An 18,653-nucleotide genomic window follows, 5' to 3' on the forward strand; every position below is an offset into this window, starting at 1 on the left:
CAGAAACAGAAAATATATCCTTCCTTTTCCGGATTAAATAGAGACAAATGGTGCAGTCTTCTAATCAAAAATACCAAATTTCTCGTCCACATATGGCATTGATGATGGAACGGACACTGTCTCCATTTCCGGGTATTGTAAAGCTGTAGCTTTCCCCCAAATACCGCGCCCATATCAATGACTGGAACCTTCAGAAACAGAAAATATATCCTTCCTTTTCCGGATTAAATAGCGACAAACGGTGCAATCTTCTAATCAAAACTCCCAAATTTCTCGTCCACATATGGCATTGATGATGGAACGGACACTGTCTCCATTTCCGGGTATTGTAAAGCTGTTAGCTTTCCCCCAAATACTGCGCCCGTATCAATGTTTATCGTTCTGTTTACGATTCTGGGCTCCCTGACAGGGGTATGTCCATACACAATCCAAGCTTTTCCATTATAGTGCTGTGCCCAGTCTCTTCTGATTGGTCTGCCATCTGGGTGAGTGGCACCTGTAATATCACCATAGAGAACAAACGTCTGAACCTTTTTGTCAAATCTCCCGATGTAATCTTCTCGGATGCCAGCGTGGGCAATAACCAGCTTATGATGATCTACTATTTGATATAACGGTGCTTTTTCATATAGCTCTATGAAATGTTTTTTAATCATTTTTTGATCTTTCGTAGAAAGAGCTTCGTACTCTGCAACAGTTGTTTCAAGTCCGTGTGTGACTTGAACCTTCCGCCCTAAAAAGAATCGATACAATTTATTGCAATGGTTTCCTGGGGAATAGAAGGCTATTTCTTGTTCAACCACTAGTCGGAATACCGTCTCGATTACTTGAAGTGAGTTTGGACCTCTGTCGGTTAGATCGCCAACAAAGGCAAGTTTTCTGTTAGAAGGGTGTATAGGTATTCCATTCCTCCATTCATAGCCGAGCTTCTCAGTTAGTTGGACAAATTCTTCGTAACAGCCGTGAATATCTCCGATAATATCGAGGTTCATCATATAGGCTCCTCTCTTTTTTGATATATAGTATTTTCTAACAATAAAAAAAGAAACAGAAGAAGCTGTTTCTTTTTAGGCTCATATAAATGTATCAATTCATCATCTTTGGCTTAGTCAAACATGTACTTTCTTGTTCGGGAACGAACATTTAATACAATCCCAATGGCGAGCATGTATGTTGCTAGAGAGCTTCCACCATAACTTATAAATGGAAGCGGAAGTCCTGTAATAGGAAGCAGACCAATGGTCATCCCAATATTTTGAAAAACCTGGAAAGTAATCATTCCAATGACTCCCGTACATAAATAGCTGCCGTATGGGTCATTACATTCAAGTGCAATATGAATCATGCGATAAATTAAGATGAAAAATAGTGAGATGACAATACTAGCACCTATAAAACCAAATTGTTCACCAATAACAGCGAATATAAAATCTGTGTGAGGCTCGGGAAGGAATACATCTGTGTTCATAAAGCCTTTTCCACTTAGTTCACCAGATCCAATCGCTAAGAGTGATTTGATTAACTGAAAGCCTTCGTCACTTGAGTACTCATAGGGTGCAAGCCAGCCGTAGAATCGAGCAAGTTGGTAATCATCAAGTAGGTGCTCTTTAAAAAAGGCTGGAAAGGCAAAATATATATAAACAAATGTCACTATAGCCAGAATAAAGCTAAAAAGTAAGACAAATAAAATTCTCCATTTAATCCCTGAAACAAGTAAGAAAGAGCCGAATATCGACATAAACACCATCGACATTCCCATATCTGGTTGCTTTACTAATAAAAGAAGCGGAGCGATCGTGGTAACTGATAGCTTAATAAGTAAAAAGAGGTCTAACTTTACAGAGCTTTCTACATATTTTTCACGATGAGACACAATAATTTGGGCTAATACTAGGATAAGGAAAATTTTCATAAGTTCTGACGGCTGAATATTTCCAAAGCCAGGTATCCTATACCAACTTGTTGCTCCTTTAATTGTTTGAACAAAGCTACTTGGGACATTAAATTCTAAACCTAAAAGTAATAACATACCGAATCCATATAAATACCATGCAACTTGCTTAAAACGGTCATAGTCTACAAGCATGGTAACACCAATTGCTACGAGACCAATGACATACCATTGCCATTGCTGTGCAACAAAGTTTATATGCTTTAATTTTTCAGGGAGTACTGGTTGGGCACTCAATATCGCGAATGTACTAGCAATCGCAAGAAGAAACAAAATAAACAGTAATGTATAATCAATCCGTTGCTCGGTCTTTTTATCTGATACCATTTCAATATTTACTCCATTCTATCAGTTGTTTTCCTCTATTTCATGATACTTTATTTTACTATGAATGCAACTAAACATGATTAATTTTAGTGTATAAGGGTATAAGAAATTTATTCTATGTTGTAGGACATGCATGATAAACACGTATTTAATAAACACCAAAAGATTTATCGATATAATTCGCGGTTTTTTGCAGATAAAATGAGGACGTAACTTACGTATCATGCTACTATAATGGATAGAAAAACATTTTTGTTTGAACAAGAACGTTCTACAAAGTATCTAAAAGGGGGGGAGACACCATGACGGAATTGAGAGAGGAACAAGCAGAGCAGCTTTTAAATCAGTTGCTTCGAGATAATGAAATCATTCGATTTCGCGAAGAATTTTTAGAGCTACATCCTTATGATCAAGCAAAATTTTTCGCAAACCAAGAAAAGGATGCTAGAATTCTTTTATATAGCTACTTGTCACCGGAAGAAATGGCACCTATTGTAGAAAATTTAAGAGCTGAGGAAACGTATGAGGAACTCATATCTGAAATGGAGCCCTCTTATGTTGCAGAAATTCTTACTGAGATGTATGCGGATGATGCTGCTGACGTGTTAAATGAGCTTAACAAGGATCAAGCCGCTAGCTATTTAACGATGATGGATAATGAAGCAGCACAGGAAATAAAAGAGCTTCTTCACTATGATGAATATACAGCGGGTAGTATCATGACTACGGAGTTTATTGCCATCCATTCGAATCAAACCGTTCGATCGGCCATGCAAATCCTTCGTAGAGAGGCACCAGAGGCTGAAACCATTTACTATTTATATGTAATTGATGAAGGAAAACACCTGATCGGAGTTATTAGTATTCGTGATTTAATTATTGCCGACGATGAAACGATGATTATTGATATAACAAATGAACGCGTTGTTTCCGTTTCCGTTGGAGATGATCAAGAAGAAGTAGCAAGAAAGATGAAGGACTATAATTTCTTGGCACTACCGGTAGTTGATTTTCAAAATCATCTTTTAGGTATTATTACGGTTGATGACATTATCGATGTTATTGATGAAGAGGCATCTGATGATTACTCAAAGCTTGCTGCGATTGTTGAAGGAGATACAACAGATAAAAGCCCTTTATCAAATGCCAAAAGTCGTCTTCCATGGCTCATTATTCTATTATTTCTCGGAATGTTTACCGCAAGTCTTATTGGACGCTTTGAAGATACGTTAGATCAAGTTGCTATTTTAGCTGTGTTTATTCCATTAATTGCAGGGATGGCAGGAAATACTGGTACACAAGCACTTGCTGTTGCTGTTCGAAATATTGCCACTGGAGATATCCATAAAGAAGAAAAATGGCGGATTGTTATCAGAGAAGCGGGGACGGGATTAATAACTGGTCTTACTTGTGGAATATTAATAACGATCGTTGTCTTTGTTTGGAAGGAAAATTTCTTTTTAGGGCTCCTTGTAGGAACATCGGTCATTATCACACTTATCATTGCTACATTAGCTGGGGCATTTATCCCACTACTCATGCATCATTTTAAAATTGACCCGGCAGTTGCGTCTGGTCCATTTATTACTACCGTAAATGACATCATTAGCATTTTAGTCTATTTTGGCCTAGCAACCATTTTTATGCAGTACTTAATTTAAGGTTTTAAGAATACATGTATTGACATAGCATAGCTTTAGTCAATTTTTCTCTAACCTTTTAATAAAGGGGGAAACTATATGGATCATCATGCATCTGTCACGTCCTTATTAATTGTGGTTACCGTTGCATTTTTAACACCATTACTCATTCATCGATTTAAATTAAATATCATTCCAGTTGTTGTTGCAGAAATTATTATGGGTCTTATTATTGGAAAAACTGGATTTGATATTATTCATCCCGACATGTGGATCGACACGCTTTCTACATTAGGGTTCATCTTTTTAATGTTTTTGAGTGGACTAGAAATTGACTTTTCCGCTTTTGCGGGGAATAAGAAGAGGGAAAAGCTTCAAAATGGGAAGGATGCACCGAATTCTTTTCTGATCTCCACGGTTATTTTTATCGGAATCTTTTTGATTTCGTTATTTTTATCTTATTTATTTGTATGGTTTGGGTTTATAGAGAATGCATTCCTCATGACGTTGATTATTTCAACGATCTCGTTAGGTGTTGTTGTTCCAACCTTAAAAGATGCAAATTTAATGAAAAAAGGAATTGGTCAAACCATTCTTCTTGTAGCAGTTATTGCTGACTTGGTAACGATGATACTTTTAGCGGTGTTTGTATCACTATACAGTGAAGATCAAGGAAATATGTGGCTACTATTGATTCTATTTGCGGCAGGAATTGCATTTTACTTTGTAGGTAAATACTTTAGACATCGTACGTATCTTGAAACAATGTCAAAGGGAACAATTCAGATAGGAACTCGTGCTGTTTTTACTCTTATTATCATTTTAGTAGGGGTATCGGAATCTGTAGGGGCAGAAAATATTTTAGGGGCATTTTTAGCAGGAGTTCTCGTATCGCTTCTAGCTCCTAATGCTGATCTCGTTCACAAGCTAGATTCATTCGGGTATGGATTTTTAATCCCAATCTTCTTTGTAATGGTAGGTGTTAATTTGGATGTTTGGAGCTTGTTCGAAGATCCAAAAGTTCTTTACTTAATTCCATTACTATTAATTGCTTTATTCATTTCGAAAATTGTACCAGTTTATTTACTTAGGTTTTGGTATGATACGAAAACGGTATTAGCGTCCGGATTTTTATTAACGTCAACTCTATCTTTAGTTATAGCGGCAGCTACGATTGGTGAACGTGTCGGTGTAATTGATGGCCGAATGTCAGGAGCATTAATACTGGTTGCGGTTATTACAAGTATTATTACACCTATAGCATTTAAGAAGCTATTCCCAGAGAAGGAGACCGAAAATCCAAAGAAGAAAGTGGCGTTTATCGGTGCGAACCAGTTAACCCTGCCAGCTTCAATAGAGCTAAATAAAAGCCTTTATGAGACAACACTATACCATGTCAAACAGGAAAAACTAGAAAAACAAGTAACCGAATCATTATTTAACATCGTAGAACTTGAAAATTATTCTACTGAAGAATTAAAAAAGCATGATATTTTTGACTCAGATATATTAGTTGTAACGACTGGTGATGAAGAGATTAATGCTCATATCGCTACTTTTGCTAAAGAATACGGAGTTGAACGAGTGATTGCTCGTGCAGAGGATCCAGAAGTAGATGAAGCACTCAGAGGTAGAGGGATTGAAGTCTTTTCCGTTCTATTATCGACTAAATCCTTATTAAGAGCCTTAATTGAATCACCAAGTGTTATGAATATCTTAACGAATCAAGAAACGGCTTTATATCAAATTAATATGAAAAACCAATTTTATCACGAGATTAAGCTTCGTAATTTTCCGTTTACAGGAGATGTTATTTTTGTTCGTATTTTCCGTGGTAAGGATTCTATTGTTCCACACGGTGATACGGAATTACTAGTAGGAGACCGATTGATTGTAACCGGTTCTAGAGAATACGTAAATGAGTTGAAAATGGTGCTAGAGTTTGGAAAAGAGTATAATGCGGTATTAGTGAAGCCCTCATATTAATGAGGGTTTTTTCTTCAGCCAATTGGAAAAAATAATTTTTTAAGAACTACCACCTTATTTTTTTGTATTAATTATGACAGCGTTATAAGAATATCACTGTCGTCAATGGACTTAGCGCTAGTAAAGTTTTTCTACTATATTATATATAGCAAAGTTATGATTCAGTATGTTATACTATGACTAGGTACTAATAACTCGTATAAATACAGGAGGAACATTCATGAATTTTTCATTAAAAGGTCGTACATATGTAGTAATGGGAGTAGCCAATAAGAGAAGTATTGCATGGGGTATAGCACGTTCTTTACATGATGCGGGAGCACGGTTAGTGTTTACATTTGCTGGTGAGCGTTTAGAAGCTGGTGTTCGTGAGTTAGCAGAGTCTTTAGAAAGAAATGATTCTCTTGTATTACCCTGTGATGTGACAAGTGATGAAGACATTAAACAATGCTTCTCAAGTATTAAGGAACAGGTTGGTGTCATCCATGGAGTAGCACATTGTATTGCTTTTGCTAATAAGGAAGAGCTAAGTGGTGATTATATGAATACAACTAGAGAAGGTTTCCTTTTAGCTCATAATATCAGTTCATATTCATTAACAGCTGTTGCAAAGGAAGCAAAGGACTTAATGACTGAAGGCGGAAGCATCGTCACACTGACTTATTTAGGTGGTGAGCGCGTCGTGAAAAATTACAATGTTATGGGTGTAGCGAAAGCCTCATTAGATGCAAGTGTCATGTATTTAGCAAATGATTTAGGTAAGAATGGTATCCGTGTAAATGCTATTTCGGCAGGTCCAATTCGTACCTTATCTGCTAAAGGTGTAAGTGACTTTAATTCCATCCTAAAAGAAATTGAAGAACGAGCACCGCTTCGTCGCATTACGACTCAAGAGGAAGTTGGGGATACTGCACTATTCCTATTTAGTGATTTATCACGCGGGATTACAGGTGAAATGATTCACGTGGACTCTGGTTATCACATATTAGGAAATTAAGAACAAGACTAAAGTGAGTTCAGATAGTATGATTTAATGAAGAACATTTTCCGTAACGGAGGATGTTCTTTTTTTTGGTAAAAATTCGGTAGGTAGGAATCTATCATCTTTGTAGTCTACTATCTCGACTTCTAGTTAAATAGTCTAGTAATTCATACTTAACTAGAAAAATATGCATTTATACTAGTCCATTCGTTTATACATGCTGTAAAAATAGCAATATATTATAGCAAGAAGGAAAGGAGGTGTAAGGAAATGGCAAATCAACCTCTTAGTCAAGAAGAAGTTAGACAGCTCCTGGAAACAATTAATTCAGGATTAGGAACGATTGGTTCTACTGTTAATAATAGTATTCAAAGCATTTTAGGTACTCTAAATGTTGGTTCACTCTCATCCAACCTTAATGTACAAAATATGATGCCAACATTTGACACATCACAGGAAGGTAGATTAAAGGTTAATATGAATGGGTCACAGCTCCTTGATTTGAACTTAACAGATCTGATCAATCGAGCAAACAGCCAATAAAAAAACAAACTATTAACCTATTATATTAGCTGATACAAGATAGAAAAGAAAGAATAGGATAAAACATAAAGATGAGGAGGTGAAAGATATGTGTTACAGACCATGGGATCAATGTGGTGAACGTAATTCTCGTCGTAACCGTGCTGACGTCAGTCAAAGAACAGGTGATAATAGACTAGACGATCAAACAACAGCAACTGCTGTAGGTGCACAAATTGCAGCTGCCGGTGTTCAAGTACCTGTAAATGCAGCGGTTAATGTTCAATTATTAGCTATTCCAATTTTAAGCCCACAATTTGCTTATGCTGCTGATGCAAAAGCAATTGTTGCAAACGGTGTTAAACCAGAAAGTGAAGTTGAAACAGGTTCTAATTCCTCACGATAACTAATACTTCTAAAATAGAAGAGTTAATAGATAATAGAGTATAAAATGGTAGGTCAATTTGTCCAAATAGAAGGGAGTGAACAAGATGACAGAAAAAGATGAACTTGCAAAAAAGATAAACGATATTATGCAAAAAGGTTCGTACGGAGAAATGATAGCTGAATTAGCAGAATTAGATTTACCAATGGCTACGAATAATGTGCATGCAAAAGGTGGAATGGGTGGCCGTGCAATCAACTTAACGTATGTTGATAATTATTCATCTTTAATGCTCGTGTATACCTTCCTTCTAAGTCAAATGGATAAAAAGAGATTTAACGGAGACGCAAATTATGAGCTTAACAAATCCCTGTTAAAAGTCCTAAAACAAGCAATGGACGATCAAAAAAAATACCAATATGATTTTCTCCAAGCTGTTAACCTTCTAAATGAACAAAAAGACTAACAAAATCCCCCCGCCAAGTGGTGGGGGGATTTTAAAATAAAATGGGAGAATACTTCGCACCCTTTCAAAACTTATAGGCACATTCCCCAATAAGTTGCATATGAATGAAGTGAATGCAAATAAATACGTTTGTGGGGTGATATGTTTGTCACAGAAGGATTCAAGGGTTGATCGTAATGGTCCTCTTTACTATATTACTCAACCAAAACTAAAGCCTGTTGAAGTAAAAGCTCAAACAATCTTTTCTACAAAATCTTCACCTACTCAAAAACTGGCTAATACGGAAACAGAAGTTACAGAGATAAAGGCAAAGAAAGTTCCAAAGTATCTAGAGTCACTTGGAGAGGTACAATATGTTGAACGGAAAAATAATGATCAGGAAGAAAAGAAGGAAAAATCAAGAGATATTGTATTTGAAAGATTATTTAATAAAGGTACAGAACAGGAAGAACAGCATGGTGAACAAGTAGAGGAACAATTGCAAGAAGTAGAGGAGTATCAAGGTCGTAAATCCTTTAAGCAAATGAACGTAGTAGAAAAACTGGATTTCCTGTTAAATAGACCTCATTATATTCCTGAAGTGGTATGTGCTATTTATGCAAACGATACTGAATATGTAGGATATGTTAAAAGCTTTGAAGATGGCGTCGTCACAGTAAAGCAGCTCAATCAACTTGTGACTTTATCAATTGATGTTAAAGACATAGAACAAATTCGATTAAATCCATATTGATAAACGAGAAAAATCGGTAAGGTCCTTGCTTACCGACTTTTCTTCAAAGTATGCTTACTAAACTCCTGGAATGAAAGTATCATCTAAACATTGGATAGCACAGAAGCATCTTAAGTCTACTGTAATACAAGAGCAAGTTCTTCTTAGGTTATCAGTATCGGCAATTTGTGGACAATTGCTGTGCAGGCAATCTGGCTCTAGAACACGAAGTACTGCGCAGCATCCATCTACACTTTCTACTCTAAAGAAGATAGACTTACAGTAGAAGTCAAGCTTCTTACCATGATGCTCTTCACCACATGGACATTCATCAGTTTCCGGCTTGAAGAATGCTTCAAATGGCTTACCATCCTCCGTGTAAAGGATGAAAGGACGAGTGTTGGCTTTGTGCTTATTCTCGAATGCACCCAATACTGGTCTTAAACAATTAGTAGGGCAATCAAGATCATCTTCAACTGCATCTTGAAGGTCAGCGATAAAGTTTACTACATCACATACACAATCAGTCGCACCTAAGATGTCATCTCTTTTTTTATTGCATCCCATTGATAGTTCCTCCTTATATTTTGTAATATTCATTACACTTATAGAATATTGATGAGGGCTTATATTTGTTACGGATGTCCGATAATTTTTTGAAAAATAGGCCCTAGCTTATGATGGGGTTTATGTAAAAAAGGAGACCGTTACAATTGGTCTCCACATTTGTGATTAGATTAAAACCACCGAAATCTAGGACGTTCCTCATTTCCGGCTTCTGAAAGAGATTCAACATCTACTTTTTCTTCAGCTACAGACTCCACATCCATATTTCTTTTATCATCGTCTACATCCACTTCTCTCACTCTACCAATCCATGGGTCTCGATGATAGCGACGCTTATTTTCATCGATGATAATCACTTCATCTGCTTTAATAATTAGTTTATCTACGTGGATTTCTTTCCGTTTTGACATTTGTTGTCCCTCCTTGATTTAATTTCACTAGGTATAAAACCATTTTTACTTTCCGTCTATTCTATGAGATAACCGGAGTTTTCGGGATAGGATATTGACCCATTTTTTTGCTGAAATTATTTTTCACTTCAAGAAATAAGTGAAAAGCGAACAAATATCGATATGTGCGTTTGAATATTCGGTTTTTCTGTGATAAAATAATTGATAATAATAAAGACCGTTCACAGTAACTGACGACATTGTGGAAGAGACCACAAGGGAGCTGTGAAATTATATGAGCCGGTCGTCTGGGCAAGGATACTGAAGACAGGATCCTCAAAGTTCAAGGAGGGCATGGTGTTGGAAAAGTTAATTTTGGATGGTATTGCAGTGGCCAATACAGTAAAGGAACATGTAAAAGAGCGAGTTGAGTATTTAAAGAGCAAAGACATTCGACCTTGTTTAGCCACAATACTTGTTGGAAATGATCCATCTTCAGCGACATACGTAAAAATGAAGGGGAATGAGTGCGAGAGGCTTGGTATTCTTTCTAAACGAATCCATCTACCAGAAGAAACAACAACAGAGGAATTAGTTGCTTGTATAATCGAATTAAATCATTCAACAGACATTGATGGCATCTTATTGCAACATCCAGTACCTAGCCACATTGATGAGCGTGCTGCTTTCGAAGCCATCTCCATTGAAAAAGATGTAGATGGTGTAACAAGTCAAGGATTTGGACAATTAGCCTTCGGTTTTAGTGATTATCCTTGTTGTACGCCAGCAGCAATTATGCAAATCATTGAACACTACAAAATCCCAGTAGAAGGTAAGCATGCTGTTGTAATTGGGAGAAGTCCAATTTTAGGTAAACCTGTTTCGTTAATGCTTTTAAACAAAAATGCTACCGTAACGACTTGTCATTCTAAGACCGTGGATTTGCCAAGTATCGTAAAACAAGCGGATATCGTTGTAGCTGCAGTTGGTAAGCCAAACTTTGTCAAGGGTGATTGGATTAAAGACGGTGCTGTTATTTTAGACGCAGGTTATAATAAAGGAAATATTGGTGATGTTGACTATGAAGAATGCTTCAATAAGGCAAGAGCCATAACTCCTGTACCTGGTGGAGTAGGACCGGTAACGATTTCCATGCTACTAAAACATACAGTTGATTCAGCTGAAAAACGAGAAAAATAAGAGTTTTTCCTTTTCAAATACTATGTAACACTAGTCTAAGGGCTGGAGCTGCATAGTTTTTCTTTATTTCATGCGTAAAATAGAGACTTTTTTTACCGAAAAATCATACAGTAGAAGGGTAGGATGAATAGTAAAGGAACCTCAGACGTTCTCTAAAAAGGAGATAAAACCGTGACTTGGCTAGAATTAATAATGTTATCGCTCGGAAGCTTTCGTTTAACTCGCCTAGTGGTTTTCGATGAAATTACAAGCTTTATTCGAAGCCCATTTCATGAAGAGATTGAAGAGATGGATGAAGATGGGACGACTTCAACTTACATTAAAATAAAGGGATCTGGTATAAGAGGCTGGTTTGGTGAGTTATTAAGTTGTCATTGGTGTACTGGTGTATGGTCCGCTCTACTCCTTTATACATTATGGATGTACTGGCCGTTAGTTGGTCAGCCACTTGTTCTCGTACTTGCGATTGCGGGATGTGCTGCCATTATAGAGACAATCATTTCAAAACTAACCACATAAGGTGATTAGTAAAAGCCTGTTTTCTTCATCTTTCGTAACTCCTTCTCTTTGTAAGCATATGATGTAACAAGGTTGTATTATTAGGATAGGGGGAATACACAAATGAAACTGAAGAAGCAGTTACCCTCCGTTAATGAAGAGGTAAAGGAACATACTCCTAAAAAAAAGAAAAAAAGTGGCTGTGGATGTGGGCAAAAAACTAAAAAAGCAAAATAAATATATTCAGACAGAACAGTCTATAAAAGCCTGTTTTTTATATATATGTTAAGAAAGTTTCTGGTGTTTCGTAACGGCTAAATCCAGCTTCAGCGCTCAGCCAAGATGAAATGGAGACGATCTTTGCCATTTCATCGTGCTCGAGGTCAAATAACCCTAAATGCGAAAAAGGGGAAAAGCACCCTTTTCTCATTTAGGAACATTTGCTCTGCCTTAGGCTAAACGGGGCGTATGCGCCTTTTGTCCTACCTAGTATACACAAGTGTGAGTTACAGTATGAATCGATCTTATAAAAACCCTAATAATGGAAATAATATGCACTCATATTCCTTTTGAAACAACACATTCTATTTAATGCCAAGTATATAAGGAATAGGATGATTATTTATGAAAATAATGTGGCTGTTGACTATTGTTTGTTTAATGCTTACTGGATGTAATGGAACAAACAATGAATCAAAAGATACGGCAAATAAAGGTCCCACGAATGTTTCCACTAAAACTGGTGATCAAATCAGCATAACTGATAATGCAGTTGCGAAAAATGCTAAAGAAAAAGTTCTTAAGTATGATGAAGTAACAGAGGTAATTGCTGTTCACCACGATTTAGAACTTATTTTAGCTTTTAATATAAAAAAGATGCAAGAATTTAATGTAAAAAAAATAGAGAAGCGAGTAAAGAAAGAGTTAGAAAAAGAATTTCCAAATGAATTAATTACGGTCTCTCATGACAAAAAAATAATGATGGAATTAAGTAAGTTAAAAAAGGAACAGGAGAAGCTTTCTCCAATGGAAATAAAAAAGCGTATGTCCAAAATTAAAAAGCTATCACAAGAGAAGACCTAATTGAAAAGGGGAGCGTCCTTATGTCAAATGAGAATCGGAAAAATTTAACAAAGTCTCAGCAAGATTATCAACAATTTCAAAAAGAGAGAGAGCTGAAACGACCAGTTGTAAAAAACTGTTTAAAGGCTTTCTTAGTTGGTGGCATCATTTGTAGTATTGGACAAGCTGTTTCCCTTTTTTATATTACCTTTTTCGATTTTACCGAAATGACTGTGGGGAATCCAACCGTTGCCACGATGATCTTTTTCTCGATGTTATTGACTGGCTTTGGTGTATACGATCGAATCGCTCAATTTGGAGGTGCTGGTAGCGCGGTACCTGTAACTGGTTTTGGAAATGCTGTAATCTCAGCTTGTATTGAGCACCGTACAGAAGGCTTTGTTCTTGGTGTTGGTGGAAACATGTTTAAGCTTGCAGGATCGGTCATTCTCTTCGGTACGTTCTCCGCATTTATTGTTGCACTGATTAAAACGATATTAAAAACTTGGGGTGGATTTTAATGACACAAATGCATCGAACGTGGATATTTGAAAATCAGCCTGTTATCGTTGGATCATCTGCTGTTGGAGGTCCGTTTGAGGGAAATGGAAATTTAGCAGAGGATTTTGATATATTACATGATGACTTATGGTTAGGTGAAGATTCCTATGAAAAAGCACACAAAGTGTTACTTGAGGAATCTATTTTTAAGTCTATCGAGAAAGCAAATTTAGCAAAAGAAGATATTCAGTTTCTGTTAGCTGGAGACTTAATCAATCAAATTACTCCGTCTAGCTTTGCTGCTCGTACATTTGCGACCCCTTACCTAGGATTGTTTGGTGCTTGTTCAACCTCGATGGAGGGCTTGGCATTAGGTGCTTTTATCGTCAATCATGGAGGGGCTAACTATGTTGTGACAGCAGCCTCAAGTCATAATTCCGCAGTTGAGAAGCAATTCCGTTATCCAACGGAATATGGTGGACAAAAACCACCAACTGCTCAGTGGACTGTTACTGGTTCTGGAGCTTGTGTACTTGGATCAGAAGGAAAGGGTCCGAAGGTTACTTCTGCAACGATTGGTAAGGTAATTGATATGGGATTGTCTGATCCATTTAATATGGGAGGAGCCATGGCCCCAGCTGCTGTTGATACCATTGAGGCACACCTTAAGGAACGAAAGGTGGACCCATCATACTATGATTTAATTATTACAGGCGACCTAGGGAAAATTGGACATGAAGTAGCGTTAGATTTAATGACAAAGCATGAAATAGGAATCTCTCCTGAGCAATTCAAAGACTGCGGAATGCTCATTTATCGTGATGGTCAACCCGTATTAGCTGGGGCAAGTGGTCCTGGTTGTTCGGCTACCGTTTTATATGGTCACCTATTAAATCGCATGAGAAAAGGTGAGTTAAAACGAATTTTAGTTGTGGCAACAGGTGCTCTCTTATCACCGTTAACATTTCAACAAAACGAGTCCATACCTTGTATTGCCCATGCTGTTTCCATTGAATACGGAGGTGATAACTAATGTTTGCTACATTCTTTTGGGCCTTTGTAATAGGCGGGTTCATATGTGTCATTGGACAAATTATGTTTGACGTTTTCAAGCTCACTCCGGCCCACACATTAAGTACATTAGTGGTGATTGGTGCTATATTGGATGGTTTTGGTTTATATGAACCATTGATTGCATTTGCTGGCGCAGGAGCAACTATTCCAATTACCAGCTTTGGTAATTCGTTAGTGCACGGAGCGATGGAGGAAGCTGCTCAGCACGGGTTAGTTGGAGTATTAACAGGGATGTTTGAGGTCACAAGCTCAGGTATTTCTGCTGCGATCATTTTTGGTTTTATTGGTGCTATTTTCTTTAAACCGAAAGGATAAGGAGGGTCTACTATGACCGTTGCTTCACAGGTAAAACAAAGTCTTGCAACACTGGAGAGTATGCATGCAGGATTTCAAACATTTGCTCTAAAGTCGCAAGATGACGTAGCAAAACGTGATTTTCATGAGGCTATGCTTTTGACGGAAGAAATGATACAGGATTTGAAAAAGCGTGTTGGAGAATTGGAGCGGGAAGAGCCTCAATATCAAGGATTTTAATTAAAGGAGTCTTTAAAATGCCTGAATGGTTACTTGTCATCATTAGATCCGTTTCGATTTTAATCGGATTATTTTTTATATTAAAGTTATTAGGAAAAAAGCAGCTTTCGGAGTTGTCATTTTTTGAAACAATCGTAGGTATTACAATTGGTGATATTGCGGGTACATTGTCAATGGACTTAGCTGTATCCCTACCACAAGGGCTCACAGCTATTGCTATCTGGGCACTAGCCCCCTTCATACTTGATGTTTTCTCAGTAAATAATAAAAAGTTTCGAGATTTCGTCCAAGGAAAATCCGCTGTTTTCATAAAAAATGGAAAAATCATGGAAGATAATTTAAAGAAAGAAAAAATAACAAGTGATGAATTACTAGAAATGCTTAGAAATAAAAACGTTTTTCGAGTGGCAGACGTAGAATTTGCAACCTATGAGCCGACAGGTGACTTAAGTGTATTATTAAAAAAGGAAAACAGGCCTATTACTCTAGGTGATTTAAATCCAAATCAACCGAGTGAGAGAGAAGCTCAAACCGTGATTATGGATGGGAAAATATTAAATGAATCGTTAGGAACAATGGGACTCGGAAGAGGATGGCTGAAAAACGAATTGGACAAATTAGGCGTTACCATTGAAAATGTTTACCTTGGTCAAGTGGATTCATACGGTCAGTTAACGGTTGACTTATATGATGATAAAATTCAAGTGCCAGAGCCAGTTGAAACGAAGCTATTATTTGCATCCATGAAAAAATGTGTAGCTGATTTTGAATTATTTAGCCTACAAACAGAAAATAGTAGTGCTAAGTCAATGTATGAAAAAAATGCAACAAAAATGGAACATTTAATCGAAAAGGTAGGCAAGTACTTACATTGATCAGGAGCTTCGTACGAAAATCCACATTTGTCCCTGTACACTTGTCCATACAAAGTAGTAGGAAGTTGAATATAGTGATAAGGAGTGGGTAGCTCTGGCCAAAACAAAGGGCCATTTTAGGTGAATGTTGGGTCTACTTAATGGCTGTTAACAACATGCTAATTTTGAAGGGGTCATGCATAAAAGTGATCCCCTTTTTTTATTATATTATCGATGAACCAGCCCTTTAGGATTGGAAATTATTGACGATAGTAATAGTAAGATCGTTATGATCTGTTCTCCATTGAAGTGGTACGACATACAATACTGTAAGTCATTTGGTTTATTGATGGAATGAAAAGGGTATTTAAATATGAAAGGAGGCATTCTTATGGGGTATATCTTGCCTATCGATCATCATCAATATGCACAATACGCTAATCGTACAGTAAAGGACATCACATCTCCATTTGAACTACTACCTGTATTTGAAGCCAGCCTAGAAAAGCGATTAAAAAAAGAGAAAAAAGGAAGCAATCAAGATTTTACGGAAAATAAAGAAAGAGATGACATAAGTAGAAAAGAGAGAAGCGCCTATGACGACAAGAAGATTCCTGAAGCTTTAATCTCTGAAATTACAGGAAAAGGCCAGCTTTTTAATCAGTCGATATGAATATTGAAAGGAAACTTGAAACATGCTGAAACGATATGAATGAATGAGCTTTTTACTTTAATTAAAGTGAAAAGCTCATTTTTTGTATTCACTTGAAAAGAGAAACGTTATCGCTACCGTGATGGAATTTGAAGTGTCTTCCAATAATTGATAAAATAAATGAAATGTAAATCGACAAGGAGAGAATTAAATGGCTACAATTGAAGATCTTCATAAGCTTGATATTAGAGTAGGTACCGTCATCACCGCAGAGCCTTTTCCAGAGGCAAAGGTTCCAGCCATAAAAATGGTCATTGATTTTGGTGAGGAGATTGGCATCAAGCAGTCTAGTGCTCAGATTACGAAACGGTATACCCCAAGTCAAATGCTGAATAAACAAGTTATTGCCATTGTGAATTTTCCGCCAAGAAGAGTAGCGGGATTTAAATCAGAGGTACTAGTCATCGGAGGGGTTCCAGAAGAGGGGGATGTCGTGCTTTTAAACATTGATGAGAAGGTCCCAAATGGAACACCAATCGCATAGAAAAAAGAGAAGCGCTAGTATTTGACTACATGAAGTGCTTCTCCTTCTGTCCATTCTGCATATAAACAGTCTTTTATACGATTGCAGCCGTGTACTTGAAGTTGTCCCCTTAACCATTTCTCGTCAAAACCTGATTCGTTTAGATTATCCCAAACAATTTCTCCGTCTGTCACAATAGCTAAAGGTAGGTTCACTTGTATCTCATTTAAATTTAAATCATTTCTTGTCGGTGGAGCAAAGTAGGATTTTTTTAATACACTGATCGTTCCATCTGTTTCCAAAATGGCATATTCAACTTCCTTTAATGAGAAGACATCCTTTTTTCTAATTAAATTTTGAAGCTGATTAATATCTAGCTTATTTTTCTTAAGACCCTCATAATTGATTTTTCCTTTGTGAATGACAATTGATGGCTTTCCTTCCAGGAATGCCCTTGTATTTTTGAACTTTTGTGTAATCAATTCGGTTACATATATAAGAACGGCCCAAATAAACACGACATATATGATCTTGATAGCGCCAACGTCTTTGTCATGTATGGCACTTCCCACTAACTCTCCAAGAACTAAAGCAGAGATAAAATCAAAAGGGGTAAGCTGGGTGATTTGTGTTTTACCAAGTAATTTAGTCGTAATCAACAATACGAAAAAGCCAATTATTACCTCGGTACCACTAATGAGAAAATCCATACATTACACCTCGCAATTCATTCTATAGTAGTGTGTACGAAATGAAGGTCATTTATGAAAAGTTTGAACAGAAAAAGCTACAACGATAATCGTTGTAGCCTTGTACTTAAATATGTTTTACCATCGTAACATGTGGTATCCCCGCATCCATAAAAATGTCAGATATTGTCTCATACCCTATCTTCGAATAAAAACCTTCTGCATGTGTTTGAGCATTTAATTTTAACGTCGAATAGCCTCTTTCTTTTGAAAGTTCCTCTAGCTTATTCATAACAAGAACGCCAAGATTTTGACCACGGTAGGAGGATAATACACATATTCGTTCCATTTTTCCGACGTTATGATCGTACTCACGAAGTCTTCCAGCTGCGACTGGTTTATCTCCATCATAGACGACAACGTGTGTGCAAATATCTTCAAACTGATCGATTTCTTCTTCCTCAGGAACTTGCTGTTCTTCGATAAATACTTCTCTTCTCACAGTTAAAGCATCCTTGAATTGTTCATCATTATTAACAACGACTATCTTCAACACTTAACATTCCTTTCCTAAATGGAATGTTTCGTAAACTGTCCAGGAACCATTCTCTAGTTGGTATAATAACTGAAAGCGATCAACTGTTTCTTGATGATTGATATTCAACATTTTTAGAGAGCTAAGGACATCCGAATGTTCATCATCAGATAACTGCTGTCCAATTGTAATATGAGGAACAAACGCATACTCTTTTTCACTTGGGAAAGCACCAGTATGCATTTTATTATGAAGGTTCTCTAATGCAGGAGTTGATTCAACCGCTAGATAAATAACGTTGTTCACTGGATGAAAAGAGCTTACTTTGTAAACATTTAAGGTGAATGGTTTTACTTCAGAAGCAACTTTATGTAATTCTTGTACTAAGTCCTTAATGTCATCATCAGATGTATCGAAGGAATTTTTCAATGTCACATGAGGCGGGATTAAAGCATAGTTTGGATCATATCTTTTTCGATATGAGTTCGCTAAATCTTGAAGTTTTTTTGACGGAAACAAAGCAATACCGTATTTCATAGTTTGTTACCTCCCAAGAATATCTTATATAAGAACATGTATGCTATAAACTATTATACCAAATTTT

Annotated in this window: 24 protein-coding genes and 1 riboswitch; of the genes, 17 read left to right on the forward strand and 7 right to left on the reverse strand. The window is 36.8% G+C overall.

What is annotated here, in order from left to right; all coding sequences use genetic code 11:
• Window positions 1–251: 251 nt before the first annotated feature.
• Both prpE and ACFSCX_RS02080 read right to left on the reverse strand, forming a co-directional pair.
• Window positions 252–992 carry a bis(5'-nucleosyl)-tetraphosphatase PrpE gene (gene prpE / locus ACFSCX_RS02075; RefSeq protein ID WP_377926441.1) on the reverse strand — a complete coding sequence of 247 codons (741 nt, stop codon included), beginning with the start codon at window positions 990–992 and terminating at the stop codon, window positions 252–254.
• A 113-nt stretch (window positions 993–1,105) separates the two neighbouring features.
• Window positions 1,106–2,278: an FtsW/RodA/SpoVE family cell cycle protein gene (locus tag ACFSCX_RS02080; RefSeq protein ID WP_377926442.1), complete on the reverse strand. Its 1,173-nt coding sequence runs from the start codon at window positions 2,276–2,278 to the stop codon at window positions 1,106–1,108.
• 302 nt (window positions 2,279–2,580) lie between these two features.
• Here ACFSCX_RS02080 and mgtE point away from each other — a divergent pair, with 302 nt between their 5' ends.
• From mgtE to ACFSCX_RS02115, 7 genes are all read left to right on the forward strand, one after another.
• Window positions 2,581–3,939, forward strand: a complete 1,359-nt coding sequence (gene mgtE, locus ACFSCX_RS02085; protein WP_377926443.1) for a magnesium transporter — start codon at window positions 2,581–2,583, stop codon at window positions 3,937–3,939.
• A 78-nt stretch (window positions 3,940–4,017) separates the two neighbouring features.
• On the forward strand, window positions 4,018–5,904 hold the full coding sequence (locus ACFSCX_RS02090) for a monovalent cation:proton antiporter family protein (RefSeq protein ID WP_377926444.1): 1,887 nt from the start codon (window positions 4,018–4,020) through the stop codon (window positions 5,902–5,904).
• 220 nt (window positions 5,905–6,124) lie between these two features.
• Window positions 6,125–6,901 (forward strand): enoyl-ACP reductase FabI, encoded by a 777-nt coding sequence (fabI, locus tag ACFSCX_RS02095; protein WP_377926445.1) that lies wholly within the window; start codon window positions 6,125–6,127, stop codon window positions 6,899–6,901.
• A gap of 255 nt (window positions 6,902–7,156) precedes the next feature.
• Window positions 7,157–7,429: a hypothetical protein gene (locus ACFSCX_RS02100; RefSeq protein ID WP_377926446.1), complete on the forward strand. Its 273-nt coding sequence runs from the start codon at window positions 7,157–7,159 to the stop codon at window positions 7,427–7,429.
• An 88-nt stretch (window positions 7,430–7,517) separates the two neighbouring features.
• The gene (locus ACFSCX_RS02105) at window positions 7,518–7,814 is read left to right on the forward strand and encodes a hypothetical protein (protein WP_377926447.1); all 297 of its coding nucleotides are present in this window, start codon (window positions 7,518–7,520) and stop codon (window positions 7,812–7,814) included.
• A gap of 85 nt (window positions 7,815–7,899) precedes the next feature.
• Entirely contained in the window at window positions 7,900–8,259 is a 360-nt protein-coding gene (locus tag ACFSCX_RS02110) for a hypothetical protein (protein WP_377926448.1), read from the forward strand.
• A 145-nt stretch (window positions 8,260–8,404) separates the two neighbouring features.
• Window positions 8,405–8,992 (forward strand): CotO family spore coat protein, encoded by a 588-nt coding sequence (locus ACFSCX_RS02115; protein ID WP_377926449.1) that lies wholly within the window; start codon window positions 8,405–8,407, stop codon window positions 8,990–8,992.
• A 57-nt stretch (window positions 8,993–9,049) separates the two neighbouring features.
• Here ACFSCX_RS02115 and ACFSCX_RS02120 read toward each other — a convergent pair whose 3' ends face one another.
• Entirely contained in the window at window positions 9,050–9,538 is a 489-nt protein-coding gene (locus tag ACFSCX_RS02120; protein WP_377926450.1) for a CotY/CotZ family spore coat protein, read from the reverse strand.
• Window positions 9,539–9,708: 170 nt separating this feature from the next.
• The gene (locus ACFSCX_RS02125) at window positions 9,709–9,948 is read right to left on the reverse strand and encodes a hypothetical protein (RefSeq protein ID WP_377926451.1); all 240 of its coding nucleotides are present in this window, start codon (window positions 9,946–9,948) and stop codon (window positions 9,709–9,711) included.
• A gap of 216 nt (window positions 9,949–10,164) precedes the next feature.
• Window positions 10,165–10,248: riboswitch (ZMP/ZTP riboswitch) on the forward strand.
• A gap of 33 nt (window positions 10,249–10,281) precedes the next feature.
• On the opposite strand from ACFSCX_RS02125, the gene ACFSCX_RS02130 reads away from it, so the two are divergent.
• The 10 genes from ACFSCX_RS02130 to csaA all read left to right on the forward strand — a co-directional run bounded on the left by ACFSCX_RS02130 (window position 10,282) and on the right by csaA (window position 16,846).
• The gene (locus tag ACFSCX_RS02130; protein WP_377926452.1) at window positions 10,282–11,127 is read left to right on the forward strand and encodes a bifunctional 5,10-methylenetetrahydrofolate dehydrogenase/5,10-methenyltetrahydrofolate cyclohydrolase; all 846 of its coding nucleotides are present in this window, start codon (window positions 10,282–10,284) and stop codon (window positions 11,125–11,127) included.
• Window positions 11,128–11,319: 192 nt separating this feature from the next.
• On the forward strand, window positions 11,320–11,646 hold the full coding sequence (locus ACFSCX_RS02135) for a DUF1360 domain-containing protein (protein ID WP_377927054.1): 327 nt from the start codon (window positions 11,320–11,322) through the stop codon (window positions 11,644–11,646).
• 603 nt (window positions 11,647–12,249) lie between these two features.
• Window positions 12,250–12,708, forward strand: coding sequence for a YhcN/YlaJ family sporulation lipoprotein (locus tag ACFSCX_RS02140; protein ID WP_377926453.1), 459 nt, complete (start codon window positions 12,250–12,252; stop codon window positions 12,706–12,708).
• A gap of 20 nt (window positions 12,709–12,728) precedes the next feature.
• Window positions 12,729–13,208, forward strand: a complete 480-nt coding sequence (spoVAC, locus tag ACFSCX_RS02145) for a stage V sporulation protein AC (RefSeq protein ID WP_377926454.1) — start codon at window positions 12,729–12,731, stop codon at window positions 13,206–13,208.
• A complete protein-coding gene (spoVAD, locus tag ACFSCX_RS02150) occupies window positions 13,208–14,221 on the forward strand; it encodes a stage V sporulation protein AD (RefSeq protein WP_377926455.1) in 1,014 nt (337 codons plus the stop codon). Before spoVAC ends, spoVAD begins: the two co-directional genes overlap by 1 nt.
• Window positions 14,221–14,577: a stage V sporulation protein AE gene (gene spoVAE, locus ACFSCX_RS02155; RefSeq protein ID WP_377926456.1), complete on the forward strand. Its 357-nt coding sequence runs from the start codon at window positions 14,221–14,223 to the stop codon at window positions 14,575–14,577. Before spoVAD ends, spoVAE begins: the two co-directional genes overlap by 1 nt.
• A gap of 12 nt (window positions 14,578–14,589) precedes the next feature.
• Window positions 14,590–14,796, forward strand: coding sequence for a DUF1657 domain-containing protein (locus ACFSCX_RS02160; RefSeq protein ID WP_377926457.1), 207 nt, complete (start codon window positions 14,590–14,592; stop codon window positions 14,794–14,796).
• Window positions 14,797–14,813: 17 nt separating this feature from the next.
• Window positions 14,814–15,671: a DUF421 domain-containing protein gene (locus ACFSCX_RS02165; protein ID WP_377926458.1), complete on the forward strand. Its 858-nt coding sequence runs from the start codon at window positions 14,814–14,816 to the stop codon at window positions 15,669–15,671.
• A 370-nt stretch (window positions 15,672–16,041) separates the two neighbouring features.
• Window positions 16,042–16,323 carry a hypothetical protein gene (locus ACFSCX_RS02170; RefSeq protein ID WP_377926459.1) on the forward strand — a complete coding sequence of 94 codons (282 nt, stop codon included), beginning with the start codon at window positions 16,042–16,044 and terminating at the stop codon, window positions 16,321–16,323.
• Between the two features lie 190 nt (window positions 16,324–16,513).
• Window positions 16,514–16,846: a chaperone CsaA gene (csaA, locus tag ACFSCX_RS02175; protein WP_377926460.1), complete on the forward strand. Its 333-nt coding sequence runs from the start codon at window positions 16,514–16,516 to the stop codon at window positions 16,844–16,846.
• Between the two features lie 14 nt (window positions 16,847–16,860).
• Here the strand turns inward: csaA and ACFSCX_RS02180 are convergent, their stop codons facing one another.
• From ACFSCX_RS02180 to ACFSCX_RS02190, 3 genes are all read right to left on the reverse strand, one after another.
• On the reverse strand, window positions 16,861–17,535 hold the full coding sequence (locus tag ACFSCX_RS02180; protein WP_377926461.1) for a DUF421 domain-containing protein: 675 nt from the start codon (window positions 17,533–17,535) through the stop codon (window positions 16,861–16,863).
• Between the two features lie 106 nt (window positions 17,536–17,641).
• Complete coding sequence (locus ACFSCX_RS02185; protein WP_377926462.1) at window positions 17,642–18,067, reverse strand: GNAT family N-acetyltransferase; 426 nt, start codon at window positions 18,065–18,067, stop codon at window positions 17,642–17,644.
• A gap of 3 nt (window positions 18,068–18,070) precedes the next feature.
• Window positions 18,071–18,586, reverse strand: a complete 516-nt coding sequence (locus ACFSCX_RS02190) for a YjcG family protein (protein ID WP_377926463.1) — start codon at window positions 18,584–18,586, stop codon at window positions 18,071–18,073.
• Window positions 18,587–18,653 lie beyond the last annotated feature (67 nt).

It is taken from the genome of Bacillus salitolerans (assembly GCF_042680805.1).
GTDB lineage: Bacteria > Bacillota > Bacilli > Bacillales > SA4 > Bacillus_CJ > Bacillus_CJ salitolerans.